Source organism: Herbaspirillum sp. GW822-FHT03A08, from assembly GCF_058801885.1.
On the sequence record NZ_JBXANR010000004.1, the window covers coordinates 136,250 to 151,803 of the forward strand.

Consider the following 15,554-nt stretch of genomic DNA (forward strand, 5'->3'; position numbering starts at 1 on the left):
CGCCTGTGGCAGACGCACCTGGCGAAACCTGCTTACAGTCCCTTGCCCGGCTCGCTGTCTTTACGCTCGATGAACTCGATCTTGTAGCCATCGGGATCGGTGATGAACGCGATCACGGTGGTGCCGCCCTTGACCGGACCGGCTTCGCGCGTCACATTGCCGCCGGAGTTGCGTGCCGCATCGCACGCCTTGTAGGCATCATCGACCGAGACGGCGATGTGGCCGTAGGCGGTGCCCATGTCGTACTTGTCAACGCCATGGTTATAGGTCAGTTCCAGTTCGGCATGCTCAGGATTGCTGCCATAGCCGAGAAAAGCCAGCGTGTACTTGTATTCAGGATTGTCGCTGGTGCGCAGCAACTTCATGCCAAGCACCTTGGTGTAAAAATCGATGGAGCGTTGCAGATCGCCAACCCGCAGCATGGTGTGCAGAATACGCATAGTGAGCCTTTGCCTAAGAACTTATCGGAGTGCAAGATTGTAGCGCTGTTCGATGCGGCTTGCCGGGCATCGGCCACAAAACGCCGCCACAAGCGAGCAATTCCCTCTTCTTTCCTCTACTATGGAGGCTCGCGGTTCGCCTTTTCTGGCAAGGACGCAGAAAAGCAATCGGAAAACGCGCCGTACGTCAGGGATACGCCGAATCGCGCACTAAAGCGTGATCGACAAAGGGATGGAATAAGAACAATGCTCGCCGCCATAAAAAACAGCCGTGTGTTGCGCGAAGTCTCCGGCACCTTGCTGGTGATGCGCGAGACATTCATCACCATACTGCCGATCTACATGTTGATGTCGCTGCTGGATCTGGCGTCGACGCTGATCCCGGACAACGGTGGCCAGCACAGCATCTACGGGCTCATCCAACTCATTTCATTTCCCGTCAAACGGGCGCTCCCGTTCGCGGTGGCGACACTGCTCGGATACAAACTGGCGCGTCATCGCCGCCTCGATCCGCTGGTCGGTGCATTGATCAGCGGCGTCAGCTTCGCTGTGGTGATTGTTCCCATGGCTGCCGCCAGCGACAGCACCGTGGCATCCGTCTTGCCCAGTGTGTACAGCATCCTGTTGCCGCTGCTGTCGATCTTTTTGCTGGTGCTGATACGGCGTTGCCATTTTCTGCAAATCGACGGCAAGGAAGTCAGCCACTTGCTGGCAACCAGCATCAACAGCATCCTGCCGGCATTGTGCGTCGTTCTGCTCAATGCCATCTTCTGGCATTGGCTGTCCGCATTCCTGATTGCATCGTTCAACAGCCCCGGCGATTACCTTGCACATTTGCCGGTGCTGGTTCAGGGCAGTATCCGCGTGGTGGCAGTGCATGTGCTCTGGTTTCTCGGCATACACGGCAACTATGTGTACACCAGCCTGATGTATGGCAATGATCTGAATCAGATCGTCATCCACCAGTTCACGCTGGGCAGTCTGCTTAACACCTTCGTGCTGTTCGGCGGCGCCGGCGGCACGCTGTCGATGATGCTCGCGATCTTTCTGCGACGCCGCACCATGCGGCAGAATGTCGTCGCCAAGATCTCGCTGCCGCTGCAACTGTTCAACCTGAACGACATCCTGATCTTCGGCTATCCCATCGTCTTCAATCCTTATCTGCTGGCGCCCTTCATTGCATTTCCTTTGGTTGGTTTCTGGCTGGCGTATGCGGTTGCCGCGCTGGATCTGATACCGCTGGTTGATAACGTGCACTGGATCCTGCCCTTTGGCGTCAATGCATGGCACGCCGGCGGCGGCAGCCTTCTCACTGTCGGCTTTCAGTTGCTGATGCTGATCATCGGCGCGGCCATGTACTACCCTTTTCTCGCGCTGGAAAGCGGCGACTCCATCCGGCAAAAACTGAAGAAAGTGTTCGCCACCGAAGAACTGCCGGATGCGCAACTGGAGGTGACGGAAGAAGGCTACTTCCACCGCCAGCAGCAGGTCATGCAATCGCATGCACAAGCCATGGAAGCCTTCAAGCTGCTCGCAGCGGGCAAGCTGGAGCTTTGGTACCAGCCGCAGATCGACATGCACACCATGCGCCTCTACGGTTTTGAAGCGCTGCTGCGCCTGCGTATGCCGGATGGCAAAATCGTCGGTCCGTGGTTTATCCCCAAACTGGAAAACGCCGGCTACTCCGACGCGCTCAACAACTGGGTCATCAATCAGGCGCTGGAAGATCTGCGGCAATGGAAAACGCAAGGTTTCGAGCCGCGCATCAGCCTCAATCTGACGGCCGACTTCCTGTCGTCGGAAGAAAAGGTGAAAGCCTTGCTGGCGCGCATCGACACCAGCCTGTTCCACCTGAATCTGGAAATGCTGGAGAGCTCGTTCACGGAACAGTTTTCGGACCTGGTGCGCAACGTCAATATGCTGCGCGACAACGGTGTCACGCTGGCGATCGACGATTTCGGCACCGGTTATTCCAATCTGGCGCTGCTGCACAAGCTCGGCATCGACAGCGTCAAGCTGGACCGTAGCCTGGTCGCCGACAGTGCAACACCGCGTGGAGAATTGCTGTACCGCGAATTGTGCGGCCTGCTGAAAGCCTTCGACTACCGGCTGGTCGCCGAGGGTGTGGAAACGAAGGAGCAACTGGAATTTGTCAGCACCTGCGGGATCGACATCGTGCAGGGCTGGTATTTTGCAGCGGCGCTGCCACCGGCGGAGGCGATGCTCTATGCTCCACCGGCGCAGGCTGAGACAAGGTCAGCCTGACCGGACCATTTCACCGGTCGATCCGGCAAGCCGACAATACAGAACCTGCAGTTTAGAACTGTTCCCAGTCGTCTTCTTTGGTTGTTGCTGCTGTCGCGGCACGTGCTGCCGGAAGACGCGGCGCCTCTTCTTTGCGTGCCAGTACCGGCGCCCTCGGCGTGACGTCATGCGAACGAGGTGCAGCAAACGCAGATCCCGCCGATGGCTCATGCTTCAGGCGATTGCTGTCGATCTTGAACACGCCGACGATCTGCGACAGATTGCTGGCCTGATCCTGCAACGACTGCGCAGCAGCAGCAGCCTCTTCCACCAGCGCGGCGTTCTGCTGCGTGACCTGATCCATCTGCGTAACGGCCTGATTGACTTGCTCAATACCTTCGCTTTGTTCACGGCTGGCTTCAGTGATTTCACCGACGATATCCGTGACGCGGCGCACGCTGGCGACCACCTCGTTCATGGTCTGTCCGGCTTGCTCGACGAGCTTGCTGCCGGAGTCGACTTTTTCCACCGAGTCATCGATCAGCGATTTGATCTCTTTCGCGGCGGCGGCACTCCGTTGCGCCAATGTCCTCACTTCAGACGCCACGACAGCAAAACCTCTGCCCTGCTCACCCGCACGCGCCGCTTCGACAGCCGCATTCAATGCAAGGATATTGGTCTGAAACGCGATGCCGTCGATCACGGCGATGATGTCGACGATCTTCTTCGACGACGCGTTGATCGATTCCATGGTGTGCACGACCTTGCCGACCACGCTGCCGCCTTCGACCGCGACTGCGGAAGCTGACACCGCAAGCTGGTTTGCCTGGCGTGCATTCTCGGCATTCTGTTTGACGGTGGACGTCAGCTCTTCCATCGACGATGCCGTTTCCTCCAGCGAACTGGCTTGCTGTTCAGTACGGCTCGACAGATCCAGATTGCCGATGGCGATCTGTGAAGAGGCCGTCGCAATCGTGTCGGTACCGTGACGCACCTGGCTGACGATATTGAGCAGGTTGTCGTTCATTGAGCGCAATGCACGCAGCAACTGACCCGTTTCATCTTTGCTGGTGGCGTCGAACTGCGATGTGAGATCCCCCGCCGCGACGGTCTCCGCCACTTTGACCGCGCGGCTCAATGGCGACGTGATGCTGCGTGTGACCAGCCATGCAGTCAGTCCGGCGAACACGATGGCGAGCACGCTCAAGGCAATGACGAGGTCGCGTGCTTCCTTATATTCTTCCGTCACTTCCTTGCCGGCCGTCTGCATCAATTCGTTCTGATGCGAGATCAAAGCCTCGATTGCGGTCATGTAGCTTAATTGCAAAGGCCGGACCGTTTGCAGCAACAGCAAGGTTGCTTCGTTCTTGGCGCCGGCAACGACCAGTCGCAGCACTTCGTCGCGCCCGGCATTGTATTGCGTGCGCGCATCCAGAATGGTCTTGATAAGTGCCCGACCCTTGTCGCCGGTCACCAGGGCGTCGAGTTTTTCCAGGGCCCCCTTGGTGTTGTCGCTGGCCTGGCGGATGGTCTGCATTTCCTTGCTGAGGTCGTCAGCGTCAGTCATGAGCAAGACGTTGCGCGATGAGCGTGCGATGACATTGACGTTTTTGATGATGTCGTTCGCCAGCACGGTCTTGGGATATTTATCATTGATGACTTCGTCCATCTGCTCGTTGAGGCCGGACAGGCGAGCCACACCGAGCAAGGCCATGGCGACCAGCAGGACTACCAGAAATCCGAATCCGGCACCCAGGCGTGCCCCGATCTTCAAGTTCGTTAAGCGCATACATTTCCCCTTCTATCTGTTGAAGTGCAAAGTGCTGATAAACGTATTGGCCGACCGCTGGCGCGTTTTTATGTATTTATTCTCAGCGCATTGCCGATACTACCCGCCGAAAAGGCTGGCTTCAACCACATCGGCACAATGATCAGCACTTTCTGTCATGCCGCGCCCATTGCATTGATGCGCGGCAATTCTTGTCGCAGGGTAGCTAACCCGGCTGCTCCGATCCATCAGGAAATTCCTGATATCGCCGAACACGCACGTCGATCACGATGAGATTATTGAAGACTTGCATCGCCATACTGATCATTCGGACATCTTCGGATGGCATGGACCGGATTTCGATTGCCTGTCTGCAAACGGCAAGCCGTCTGATGCGAGTCGCCTCTCTTCGCAATTGCGAAGGTTGCCTCATCAGGGACGTATCGTGGCGAGCTTCCGACAACCATCGATCGTCCATGCCATGGAGCAATAAATTAATTTGCTTGCCTGCGTTGGTTGAGAGCGAATAATTTGCTCTCTACGCAATATTTTAACAAAAAATTTGTTCGAAGGACTTTGCGCATTACGCAATGTTGGCAGGAGAATTGGTAAATGAATATTGGCCAAGTCCTACGCAAGATACGTAAAGAGCGAAAAGCGAGCCTGGAAGAGATTGCATTGGTCGCAGGCACGGACGCAGCCAATCTATCCCGCGTCGAGCGCGACAAACAGCGCCTGACTCCCGACATGCTGGAAAACGTCGCCAGGGCACTGAGTGTGCCGGTGTCCTCGCTCTACCTCATCGCAGAGCAAAACCTGCGGCCGGTTAAATCGACAAGTGAGGCCGGCAAGGCTGCGGCGAGACTGGAAGAAGCGTTGTCGAGATTTATTTTGCTATCCACGCAAGATCAGGAACTGACGGTGGAATTCATGGAATTGCTGTTAAAGGCGGCGCGCAAGTAACACGACGCCAGGCATCGGCAAAGCGCTGCACGCCGAAATGAAAGCCGATCAACCTGTGCGTTTTTTCTTCAAGACATTCGCCAGTGCGACGAATTGTTCCGTCGGCACCGCCTCAGGCCGGGCTTGCGGATCAATGCCGGCTTCCACCAGATCAGCTTCTGCCAACAATCCCGCCACGCAATTACGGATCACCTTGCGGCGCTGCGAAAACGCCTTGGTCACCACTTCTTCCAGCAGAGCCTGGTCGCATTCCAGCGGCTGCGCCAGCGGAATCATGCGGACAATGGCGGAATCCACGCGCGGCGGCGGATCAAACGCCGTCGGCGGCACCACGAACATCAGTTCCATGTGATAACGCCATTGCAGCATCACGGACAGACGTCCGAAGGCCTTGCCGCCCGGTTCCGCGACCATGCGCTCGACCACTTCTTTTTGCAGCATGAAATGCTGATCCTGCACGTGCGGCGCCAACTCGGCAAGATGAAACAGCAACGGACTGGAAATGTTGTAGGGCAAGTTGCCGACTACGCGCAGCTTGCGCCCTTCAGGTACCGGAATCGAGGTGAAGTCGAACTTTAGCGCATCCGCCGAATGCACCTGCAGGCGTTGCGGGCTGAACTGTTTCTGCAGCCGCGCCACCAGATCGCGATCCAGTTCAACCACATGCATATGATCGAGCGACTCCAGCAACAGGCTGGTCATGGCGGCCAGCCCTGGTCCGATCTCGACCATGATGTCGTCCTTTTTCGGCGCAATGGCGCTGATGATGTCGTACAGGACGGTCTGGTCGGTCAGAAAATTCTGGCCGAAGCGTTTGCGGGCGATATGTTTCATAGGGAATTCTTGGCGCGCGCCATGAGCGCGGCGGTCTTGATGGCTTCGATCATGCTGCCGTGATCGGCTTGGCCCAGGCCTTTGGCAGCCAGATCCAGCGCAGTGCCGTGGTCGACCGAAGTACGAATGAGCGGCAGGCCGAGCGTGATGTTGACGCCTTGGCCGAAGCTGGCGAATTTGAGCACGGGCAAGCCCTGATCGTGATACATGGCGAGCACGCAATCGGCGTGCTCAAGATATTTTTGCTGGAACAGCGTGTCGGCCGGATAGGGACCGGCGACATCCATGCCGCGCGCTTTGGCGGCGTCCAGCGCCGGGATGATGACATCGATTTCTTCGCGGCCGAGATAGCCGTTTTCACCGGCATGCGGATTCAGGCCGGTGACAAGAATGCGCGGATTTGCGATACCGAATTTGTCGCGCAGGTCGGCGTGGAGGATGTCGAGCGTACGGCTCAGGCTGTCGAACGTAATCGCCGCCGGCACATCCTTGAGCGCCAGATGCGTCGTTGCCAGCGCAACCCGCAGGTGCGGCGCATCGCCGCCGGCCAGCATCATAACGACTTGCGGCGTCGCAGTGCGTTCGGCGAGATATTCGGTGTGACCGGTGAAGGGTACGCCGGCATCGTTGATGGTGCTTTTTTGAAGCGGCGCGGTGACGATGGCGTCAAAGTGCTTTTTCATTGCACCGTCGACAGCCACATCCAGCGTTTGCAACACCGCACGGCCGTTGCGCGCATCAAGTGCGCCGGGCACGATGGGTTCGTTGACGGGACAGTCAATAACAATCAGACGGTCTTGCGGAAAATTGGGCAGGCCGGAGTTGCGAAATGCCTGCACGGACAATGCCGACAAGGTGATCGATGCATCCAGCGCATGCGCCGTCTGCGCCAGATAAGCGGCATCCCCCAGTAGCACGCTACGCACCTCGGCACGCAGCTCCCAGGCCGCCTTGATGGAAATCTCCGGCCCTATGCCGGCCGGTTCTCCGCAGGTAATCGCCAGCGTCGGACGCTGGCGGGATTCAGAACGCGTTGCGGAGGGAAGATCGGACATCAGAAATCAGTTGTCGTCGGTGCGGAATTCGACGTAAGCGCGATCACGCAGCTGGCGCAGCCAGTCTTCAGTCGCTTCGTCGATCTTGCGTTCGCGCAGCGCCTGACGCGCAGCAGCGCGAGCGCGCTCTTTCGAAGCGTCATCGGTCTTGCGCTCCACCACCTGGATCAGGTGATAGCCGAACGGCGATTCGATCGGCTGACTGATTTCACCCGGCTTCAGTTCGTTCATCGCACGCTCGAATTCCGGCACGGTGTCGCCGGGATAGATCCAGCCCAGATCGCCGCCCTTTGAAGCCGACAGGTCGTTGGAATACAGCTTGGCCAACTCTTCGAATGTGGCTGCCTTATGATCCAGACGCTCTTTCAGTTCCAGCAATTTACGGCGCGCTTCGGCAGCCGAAACAACCTGATTGACCTTGATCAGGATATGGCGTGCATGCGTTTGCTCGACTGCCGGCGCGTCGGCCTTGGCAGTGGCAGTAGCGCGGCGATCAACCAGTTTGATGATATGAAAACCGTTGCCGCTCTTGACGATGGCGGATACTTCGCCCGGTTTCAGGCTGGCCACTGCATCGAGGAACAGTTGCGGCAGACGGTCCTGGCCGCGCCAGCCGAGATCGCCACCGCTCAACGCATCGCTGCTGTCGGAATAGGTTGCGGCCGTCTTGGCAAAATCGGCACCGGTCTTCAACTGGCGCAAGACATCTTCAGCGCGCTGACGGCGTGCAGCAACTTGTTCCGGCGATGCATTTTCCGGCACACGGATCAGGATCTGCGCAAGGTTGAGGTCTTCATGCTTGCTTGCGGTGTTGGATTCCGACGCCAGGTAGTTATCCACTTCGGACTCGGTGACCTGAACCTTGTTGTCAACTTCGCGTTCACGCAGGCGCTGCATGATGATTTCGCGGCGGATGTCTTCACGGAATGCAGGGAAATCCATGCCTTCTTTTTCCAACTGAACACGGAAATCTGCCATCGACAATTTGTTTTGTTCTGCGATGCGTGAGACTGCACGGTCCAGCATGGTGTCGTCGACAACAATGCCATTTTCCTTGGCCATTTGTGTCTGCGCACGCTCAACGATCATACGCTCGACCAGCTGGCTCTGCAGTTGGCTGCGCGGTGGCAACGCCATACCCTGAGCTGTGAGACGCTTTTCAACTTGCCGCAGACGGTCCGCCAGTTCCTGGCGTGTGATGACTTCATTATTGACCACCACAAGAATCGAATCTACGGGACGCGGTGCCTTCGACGGCGCTGCAGCAGCAGGAGCTGCCGGGGTCAAATTGACCGGAGGAGGGGGCAGACCAGGAGCGGCAGGCGTGGCTGTCGTCGCAAATTGCGCCTGGGCGCTGCCGACCATGCCGAGCGACATGCACAACAAGACGATGCCGGACGTGATACGTACAGAAGAATGATTGCGCATGGAGAAGGAAGCGTTCATAAAAAATGTCGATTAATAACGTGTAATGTCGTCCGGCTTATTAATAAGCTGGTAGCCGGGGATACTGCTGCTCAATGCATCCAGCGGATTGGAGCCGATCTTCGAGAAGCCGTTCAGCTCAAGCTGGATAAAGAATGATGTCGATGCCTTGGAAGAAGACGTCGGGATACGTTGTGCAACCAGGCGGAAAACCCAGCAATCAGCCTTATATTCCATGCCCAGCAAACCTTCTGCAACAGTTTTATCAGGGATGGAATAGTTGATGCGGCTCACAGCATACCAGCGTTGCGAGATCGGCCATTGTCCGGAGACGTCAAATTGTTTGAGCAAGCCGGTGGAATTAGTACGATCCAGACGATAGGTCAGGTTCAGCACTTTCTTCGGTGCCGGCTGCCAGCGGGCGCCAAAATTCGAGCGCACCATCTGGCGCAAAGTTTCGCTGTACTGGACAGTGTTATCGAGTGACAGCTTGTTCGAAATCTGGCCGCCCAGCGACAACAACAGATCCGACTTACTTCCATTGACCGTGGTGGTCGTACCGTCAAGCACGACCTTTGGATCAGCAAAATAGAAACGCTGACCGACTGCTACACGCAGGCGCTCAAGACCATTTTCTTCAATGAAACGCGATACCAATGCACCGGTAATCTGGTTGGCGTCGCTAATGCGATCGTGGCCTACAAAACGATTCTCGCTGAAAATTTGCGCGAAGTTAAAATCCGCCAGGCCGGAATCGAAATTCGGATATTGGCTCTGATCACGATAAGGTGTCCGAACGTAGAACAAGCGCGGCTCCAGCGTCTGCGTCATGTCGCGACCGAAAATATTTGCATCGCGTTCAAAAGTCATCCCGGCGTCGAGAGAGTATGTCGGCACCACGCGTGTGAGATTAGTCGGAGCACCGGCGCTGACGTTATTCAGACGATAAGTCGTTGCATCCAGCGAAGCCTTTGGTGTGATGAAATAACCGGGACGAACAATGGGATAAGAAACCGACGGTGTAGCGTACATACGGTCACCGCCGACCATTTCCGAACCATTCGTGGTCCCCGCTGTAAACGTATTCGAAAAACGGGCAAATTCAGAAGCAAAGTTCAGATCGAAACCAGCCACATCCTGACGTGCAGCCGTCAAGTTCAACTGAGGCAATCGATCGTACGGTTTCTGAATCGGATTGTTGACGTCTTGCAGCAACTGGTACTTCGTCACGTGACCCGAAGCACTCCAGTATTCTCCAGAGTAGTTAAGACCGACATCCCGAGTCAACAGCCGCTGCGTACTGGCCGTTACCGACTGAGAAAAATCGCTTGGGTAATCGTTGTCGGAAGCTTTATTGACATTCCAGCCAAACACCAGATTTGGAGTTAAGTTCTGCGAGTGCAATGTCGATAACGAATACCGCCCGGTCCCGGTAACGCGGTCCTGGATACCTTCGACCCTCGTTTCACCGGAATAAGTTTCGCCCAGATAGCGAGCGTCGGCGCCCAGCAATAATCCGCGTCGTGCAATATAGCGAGGATAGAGCGTCAAATCCCGATTGGGCGCAATATTGAAATAGTAAGGTACCGTCAATTCAGCACCACCGGTACTGGTTACGCCAAACGTAGGCGGCAACACACCCGATTTGCGCTCGCCCGACAACGGGAATGACATCAGCGGAGCACCAAGAATCGGTACCCCTTTGAAATATACGACACCACTGCGCATCGTACCTACATCGCGTCCGCTATCGAGATCAAGCGTGGATGCCTGGATATACCAATCCGGATCAAGCGCCTCACAGGTGCTATATGTTCCTTGGGTCACCAATGCATTGTCGTCAGACAGAAAATCAATCTTTTCCGCTTTTCCACGACCGCCGTTTTTGCCAAACAGATAGGTCGGATTGGTCACATACCCCTTCCCCGAATCCATATTCATCACGGCCTCGTCGCCGGTGTAGCGATCCTGCAAACGCTTCATCCAGACGTGGCCGGTGGCTTCGACTTCATCTTTGATGATCCGATATTCCGCCTTGTCGGCCTTGATGGTGGTTTCACCGCGGATCACCTCGACGTCGCGGTCCAGGTTGATCTGGCGGTCGGGACGGCCTGTCATCTGTTCAGCGCTGATATTGACCGGCGAATCCTTGTCGTCGGCGGCTTTCGGCTGCTTGTCTTGAGTATTCTGAGTGGTCTGCGCCTGCGCAGAAATGGGTAAAACGGTCGTCGCTGAGGCTGCCACGACAAGGGACGTAAAGAAACGCGACATCCGCAAGTCGGCGAAACGGCCAAATGGAAACTTAAAAAAGCGGATCATGTAAAGAAGCGTTCAAACACCATGGCAGGCGATTTTTTGGATTTAATCCCTTATTATATGGGAACTCAACATCATCAAACGAATTCCTCTGATTGTTCATGTCTTTAAATAATTCCCCCACCGATTCGCGTCTGTCCCTGCTGCAAGAGTGGCTGCCGACCCTGACCGCAACCCCGACGCTGGTCGAGACGCTGCGCCCCGCCTCTGCCGACGCCAGCTTCCGCCGCTATTTCCGCGTGGATACGCCTGACAAGAAAACGCTGATCGTCATGGATGCGCCTCCGCCTCAGGAAGACGTCCGCCCTTTCATCCACGTCGCAGATGTCTTCGGCAAAACCGGCGTGTCGGTACCGGCGGTGCTGGCGCAGGACGTCGAGCGCGGCTTCTTGCTGCTGTCAGACCTGGGATCGACCACTTATCTGAATCAACTCAACAACGACACAGCTCACAAGCTGTACATCGACGCCATCGACGCGCTGGTGCTGCTGCAAACCCAGAGCAAGCCTGAAGTGCTGCCGGAATACGACCGCCCCTTGCTGTTGCGCGAGCTGCAACTTTTTCCCGACTGGTACGTCGCCAAGCACCTGAACGTGACGCTCTCCGACGATCAGAAGAACGCGCTGAGCAAAGTCTTCGATACCCTGCTCGCCAACAATCTGGCGCAAGCGCAGGTGTACGTCCATCGCGACTACCATTCGCGTAATCTGATGGTGATGTCAAGCGGCAATCCCGGCATCATCGACTTCCAGGACGCGGTCTACGGCCCGATTACCTACGATCTGGTGTCGCTGTTGCGCGACGCCTATATCCAGTGGGACGAAGAAATGGTGCTGGACTGGGTCATCCGCTATTGGGAACGCGCCAAGCGCGCCGGGCTGCCGGTGGCGCCGGACATCGATACGTTCTATCGGGACTTCGAATTCATGGGCCTGCAGCGTCATCTGAAAATCCTTGGAATCTTTGCGCGTCTTTACCATCGTGACGGCAAGGATGCCTATCTGAAAGACATGCCGCTGGTGATGGAATACACGCTCAAAGCCGCGCGCCGCTACACCGCGCTGGCGCCGCTGGTCAGGCTGATCGAAAAGCTGGAAGACAAAGCGCCGCAAGTCGGCTACACCTTCTGAGGCCGCACCAGCAATGAAAGCGATGATTTTTGCCGCCGGCCGCGGCGAGCGCATGCGTCCGCTGACCGACACCTGCCCCAAACCCTTGCTGAAGGTGCGCGGCCGCCCCTTGATCGTCTGGCTGATCCTGAATCTGGTGCGCGCCGGCATTACCGAGATCGTCATCAACCACGCCCATCTCGGCCATCTGTTTGAAGAAACCCTGGGCGACGGATCGCAGTTCGGCGCACAGCTTCAATACTCAGCCGAAGGCGCCGCACTGGAAACCGCCGGCGGCATCGCCAAGGCGCGCCATCTGCTGGGCGAAGAGCCTTTTGTGGCTGTGTCGGGCGACATCTATATTCCGCATTTCGATTTCGAGCAGGTCAAGACCGTGCTCGAAGACAGCGACCTGTGGGGAAATCCGATACCATTGGACAAGCGCGACGTTGCCTGGATTTATCTGGTGAAAAACCCGCCGCATCATCCGACCGGCGATTTCGCGTTAAACAGCTTTTCGATCGCCAACGAAGGATCGCCGCTCTACACTTTCGCCAATATTGGCGTGTACCGGCCGCAAATGTTCGATGCCATTACTCCGGGCGAACACGCGAAACTCGGACCGCTGCTGCGCGAATACGCGTCGCGCGGCCAGGTCGGCGGCGAGATTTACCGCGGCGAATGGATCAACGTCGGCACCGTCGAACAGCTGGAAGAATTGAATACGCCCCTCGGCGGCAGATAATCCGGATGATCTGGAAGAAAGCATCAACATGACCATAGCCTCCTTCACCGCCCGCCGCGCCAGACTGATCGCGCATATGCAAGCACAAGGCGGCGGCGTCGCCATCGTCCCGACCGCGCACGAAGTCATGCGCAATCGCGACGCCGACTACCCCTATCGTCACGACAGCTACTTCTACTACCTGTCCGGCTTCACGGAACCGGAAGCCGTCATCGTCCTGATCGCCGGCCCCGGCAAGGAAAGCCGGAGCATTCTGTTCTGCCGCGACAAGAATCTCGAACGCGAAATCTGGGACGGCTACCGCTTCGGCCCTGACGCAGCACGCGCGCAATTCGGCTTCGACGAAGCCTTCGCCGTGGATACGCTGAACAAGGAAATGCCGCAGCTGCTGGCCGATGCGCCGGCAGTATTCTACGCACTGGGCCATGACGCCAAACGTGATGTGCAACTGCAGGAATGGCTGCAAAGCGTGCGCGCCCTGAACCGCACTGGCGTATCAACCCCATCGTCCATCGTTGACGTCAACGTGCAGCTCGATGAAATGCGTCTGTTCAAGGACGCCGGCGAAATCGATGTCATGAAACGCGCCGGCATCATCTCCGCCGAAGCGCACTGCCGCGCCATGCGCCTGTCGCGTCCCGGCCTGCGTGAATATCACCTGGAAGCCGAACTGCTGCACGAGTTCCGCAAGAACGGCTCGCAATACCCCGCCTACGGCTCCATCGTCGCCACCGGCGCCAACGCCTGCGTGCTGCACTACCGCGCCGGCGATGCCGAACTCAAGGACGGCGACCTGGTGCTGATCGATGCCGGCTGCGAACTCGACAGCTACGCGTCCGACATCACGCGCACCTTCCCGGCCAACGGCAAGTTCTCCGGCCCGCAAAAGGAACTGTACGAAATCGTCCTGGCTGCGCAAGACGCAGCCATTGCCGAAACCCGCCCCGGCAAACGCTTCATGGACGGCCACGATGCCGCCGTGCGCGTACTGGCGCAAGGGATGCTCGACACCGGCTTGCTCGACAAGAACAAGGTCGGCGCGCTCGACGATGTCATCGCCAAGGGCGATTACCGCCAGTTCTACATGCACCGCACCGGCCACTGGCTGGGCATGGATGTGCACGACGTCGGCGAATACCGGGACCCGGCCGAAGCCAACGGCGACAAACCCTGGCGCACGCTGCAACCCGGCATGGTGCTGACGGTCGAACCCGGCATCTATGTGCGTCCGGCCGAAGGCGTGCCAGAGAAGTACTGGAACATCGGCATCCGCATTGAAGACGACGCTCATGTCACGCCAGACGGTTGTGAAATTCTGACCACTGCGGTCCCCAACAAGGTTGCAGAAATCGAAGCACTGATGCGTTCGGCTTAGGCCATCCTTAAGTCGCACCGGAACCCCGATTTCCACGATCCATAACTCATGAGCACAACCGACACCGCCCTGCCGCCTCCGGACTACGACGTCATCATCTGCGGCGCCGGGCCGGTCGGTCTCAGTGCTGCCGCCTTGCTGCACAAACGCGGCATGCCCGCGGCACGGATTGCCCTGATCGACGCCAAAGCAGCAGAACATGCTGCGCAAGACCCGCGCACGATCGCCCTTTCCCATGGCAGCCAGCAAATCCTGCATGACATCGGCGCATGGCCATTGATGGCATCGGCAGTCACTTCCATCCACCAGATCCACGTCTCGCGGCGCGGGCACTTCGGCCGCACGCTGATCAATCGCGACGACTATAGTCTGCCGGCGCTCGGCTATGTGGTGCGCTATGGGGCGCTGGTGAAGGCCTTGACGGCGGCGCTGGCATCGACTGCCGTGACGATCCTGCGTCCTGCAGAAGTTGCCGCGATTGAAGAACAAGGGGCGCAAGCCACGGTGCAACTCGCTGACGGCCGCACACTCAGCGCCGGCATCGTGGTGCAGGCCGAAGGCGGCGTGTTCTCGGAACAAACTGCCAAGGCGCTGCAGCGCGACTACGAACAGGTTGCTATCGTCGCCCATGTCACCACCTCCGCCGGCATCGCTCATCGCGCCTTCGAGCGCTTTACCGCCGAAGGTCCGTTGGCACTGCTGCCGCAAGATGACGGCTACGCTTTGGTGTGGTGCGTGCGTCCTGAGACGGCCAGGCGTTTGCTGGCACTGGACGAATCATCTTTTCTGCGCGCACTGGACGAAGCCTTCGGCGCGCGCGTGGGTCGCTTTACGGCATGCAGCGCCGCGCGCAACAGCTATCCGCTTGGTCTGAACGCCGAACCTGGTGCTTCGGCCCGCACTGTCGCCATCGGCAACGCGGCACAAACCCTGCATCCGGTTGCCGGCCAAGGCCTCAATCTCGGCTTGCGCGATGCCGTGGTGCTGGCCGGCGCACTCACACGCAACGCTTCCGGTACGGCAGCACTCGCGGAATTTGCTGCGCAACGCCGCCGCGATCGTAGCGCCACCATCAAGCTGACCGATTTGATGGCGCGCGTTTTTGCCAGTGCGCCCGATGGTTCGCCTTCACAAGCCTTGCTTGGTTTGTCGCTCGGCCTGATCGATGTGGCCGCTCCCGCCAAGCGCCTTCTGGCGGAACAGATGATGTTCGGCTGGCGCTGAGCCGGCCGTTGAACCAGCGGTTAAGCCGCCGTGGAAACCCTTGCAGGCAGCGCCCG

At 57.9% G+C, this 15,554-nt stretch carries 12 protein-coding genes; 6 read left to right on the plus strand and 6 right to left on the minus strand.

Features of this window, described 5'->3' with window-relative positions; all coding sequences use genetic code 11:
- Positions 1-32 precede the first annotated feature (32 nt).
- Positions 33-440 (minus strand): lactoylglutathione lyase, encoded by a 408-nt coding sequence (gloA, locus tag AC1RN6_RS13790; RefSeq protein WP_094565270.1) that lies wholly within the window; start codon positions 438-440, stop codon positions 33-35.
- A gap of 246 nt (positions 441-686) precedes the next feature.
- Between gloA and AC1RN6_RS13795 the strand changes: the two genes are divergently transcribed.
- A complete protein-coding gene (locus tag AC1RN6_RS13795) occupies positions 687-2,705 on the plus strand; it encodes an EAL domain-containing protein (protein ID WP_493006012.1) in 2,019 nt (672 codons plus the stop codon).
- Positions 2,706-2,757: 52 nt separating this feature from the next.
- Here the strand turns inward: AC1RN6_RS13795 and AC1RN6_RS13800 are convergent, their stop codons facing one another.
- Positions 2,758-4,473, minus strand: a complete 1,716-nt coding sequence (locus AC1RN6_RS13800) for a methyl-accepting chemotaxis protein (protein ID WP_493006013.1) — start codon at positions 4,471-4,473, stop codon at positions 2,758-2,760.
- A 591-nt stretch (positions 4,474-5,064) separates the two neighbouring features.
- On the opposite strand from AC1RN6_RS13800, the gene AC1RN6_RS13805 reads away from it, so the two are divergent.
- On the plus strand, positions 5,065-5,415 hold the full coding sequence (locus AC1RN6_RS13805; RefSeq protein ID WP_493006014.1) for a helix-turn-helix domain-containing protein: 351 nt from the start codon (positions 5,065-5,067) through the stop codon (positions 5,413-5,415).
- A gap of 48 nt (positions 5,416-5,463) precedes the next feature.
- On the opposite strand, the gene rsmA is transcribed toward AC1RN6_RS13805, so the two are convergent.
- From rsmA to AC1RN6_RS13825, 4 genes are read right to left on the minus strand one after another with little or no spacing between them, the layout of a single operon-like run.
- Positions 5,464-6,249, minus strand: a complete 786-nt coding sequence (gene rsmA / locus AC1RN6_RS13810; RefSeq protein ID WP_493006015.1) for a 16S rRNA (adenine(1518)-N(6)/adenine(1519)-N(6))-dimethyltransferase RsmA — start codon at positions 6,247-6,249, stop codon at positions 5,464-5,466.
- Positions 6,246-7,304 (minus strand): 4-hydroxythreonine-4-phosphate dehydrogenase PdxA, encoded by a 1,059-nt coding sequence (gene pdxA, locus AC1RN6_RS13815; RefSeq protein WP_493006016.1) that lies wholly within the window; start codon positions 7,302-7,304, stop codon positions 6,246-6,248. The genes rsmA and pdxA overlap by 4 nt, the downstream gene beginning before the upstream one ends.
- A gap of 6 nt (positions 7,305-7,310) precedes the next feature.
- Positions 7,311-8,750: a peptidylprolyl isomerase gene (locus AC1RN6_RS13820; protein ID WP_493006017.1), complete on the minus strand. Its 1,440-nt coding sequence runs from the start codon at positions 8,748-8,750 to the stop codon at positions 7,311-7,313.
- Positions 8,751-8,762: 12 nt separating this feature from the next.
- Complete coding sequence (locus tag AC1RN6_RS13825; RefSeq protein WP_493006018.1) at positions 8,763-11,048, minus strand: LPS-assembly protein LptD; 2,286 nt, start codon at positions 11,046-11,048, stop codon at positions 8,763-8,765.
- Positions 11,049-11,146: 98 nt separating this feature from the next.
- Here AC1RN6_RS13825 and AC1RN6_RS13830 point away from each other — a divergent pair, with 98 nt between their 5' ends.
- From AC1RN6_RS13830 to AC1RN6_RS13845, 4 genes are read left to right on the plus strand one after another with little or no spacing between them, the layout of a single operon-like run.
- Positions 11,147-12,175 carry an aminoglycoside phosphotransferase family protein gene (locus tag AC1RN6_RS13830; protein ID WP_493006019.1) on the plus strand — a complete coding sequence of 343 codons (1,029 nt, stop codon included), beginning with the start codon at positions 11,147-11,149 and terminating at the stop codon, positions 12,173-12,175.
- Positions 12,176-12,188: 13 nt separating this feature from the next.
- Positions 12,189-12,899, plus strand: a complete 711-nt coding sequence (gene murU, locus AC1RN6_RS13835; protein ID WP_493006020.1) for an N-acetylmuramate alpha-1-phosphate uridylyltransferase MurU — start codon at positions 12,189-12,191, stop codon at positions 12,897-12,899.
- Positions 12,900-12,927: 28 nt separating this feature from the next.
- A complete protein-coding gene (gene pepP / locus AC1RN6_RS13840; protein ID WP_493006021.1) occupies positions 12,928-14,274 on the plus strand; it encodes a Xaa-Pro aminopeptidase in 1,347 nt (448 codons plus the stop codon).
- Positions 14,275-14,322: 48 nt separating this feature from the next.
- Entirely contained in the window at positions 14,323-15,498 is a 1,176-nt protein-coding gene (locus AC1RN6_RS13845; protein WP_493006022.1) for an FAD-dependent monooxygenase, read from the plus strand.
- Positions 15,499-15,554: the final 56 nt, after the last annotated feature.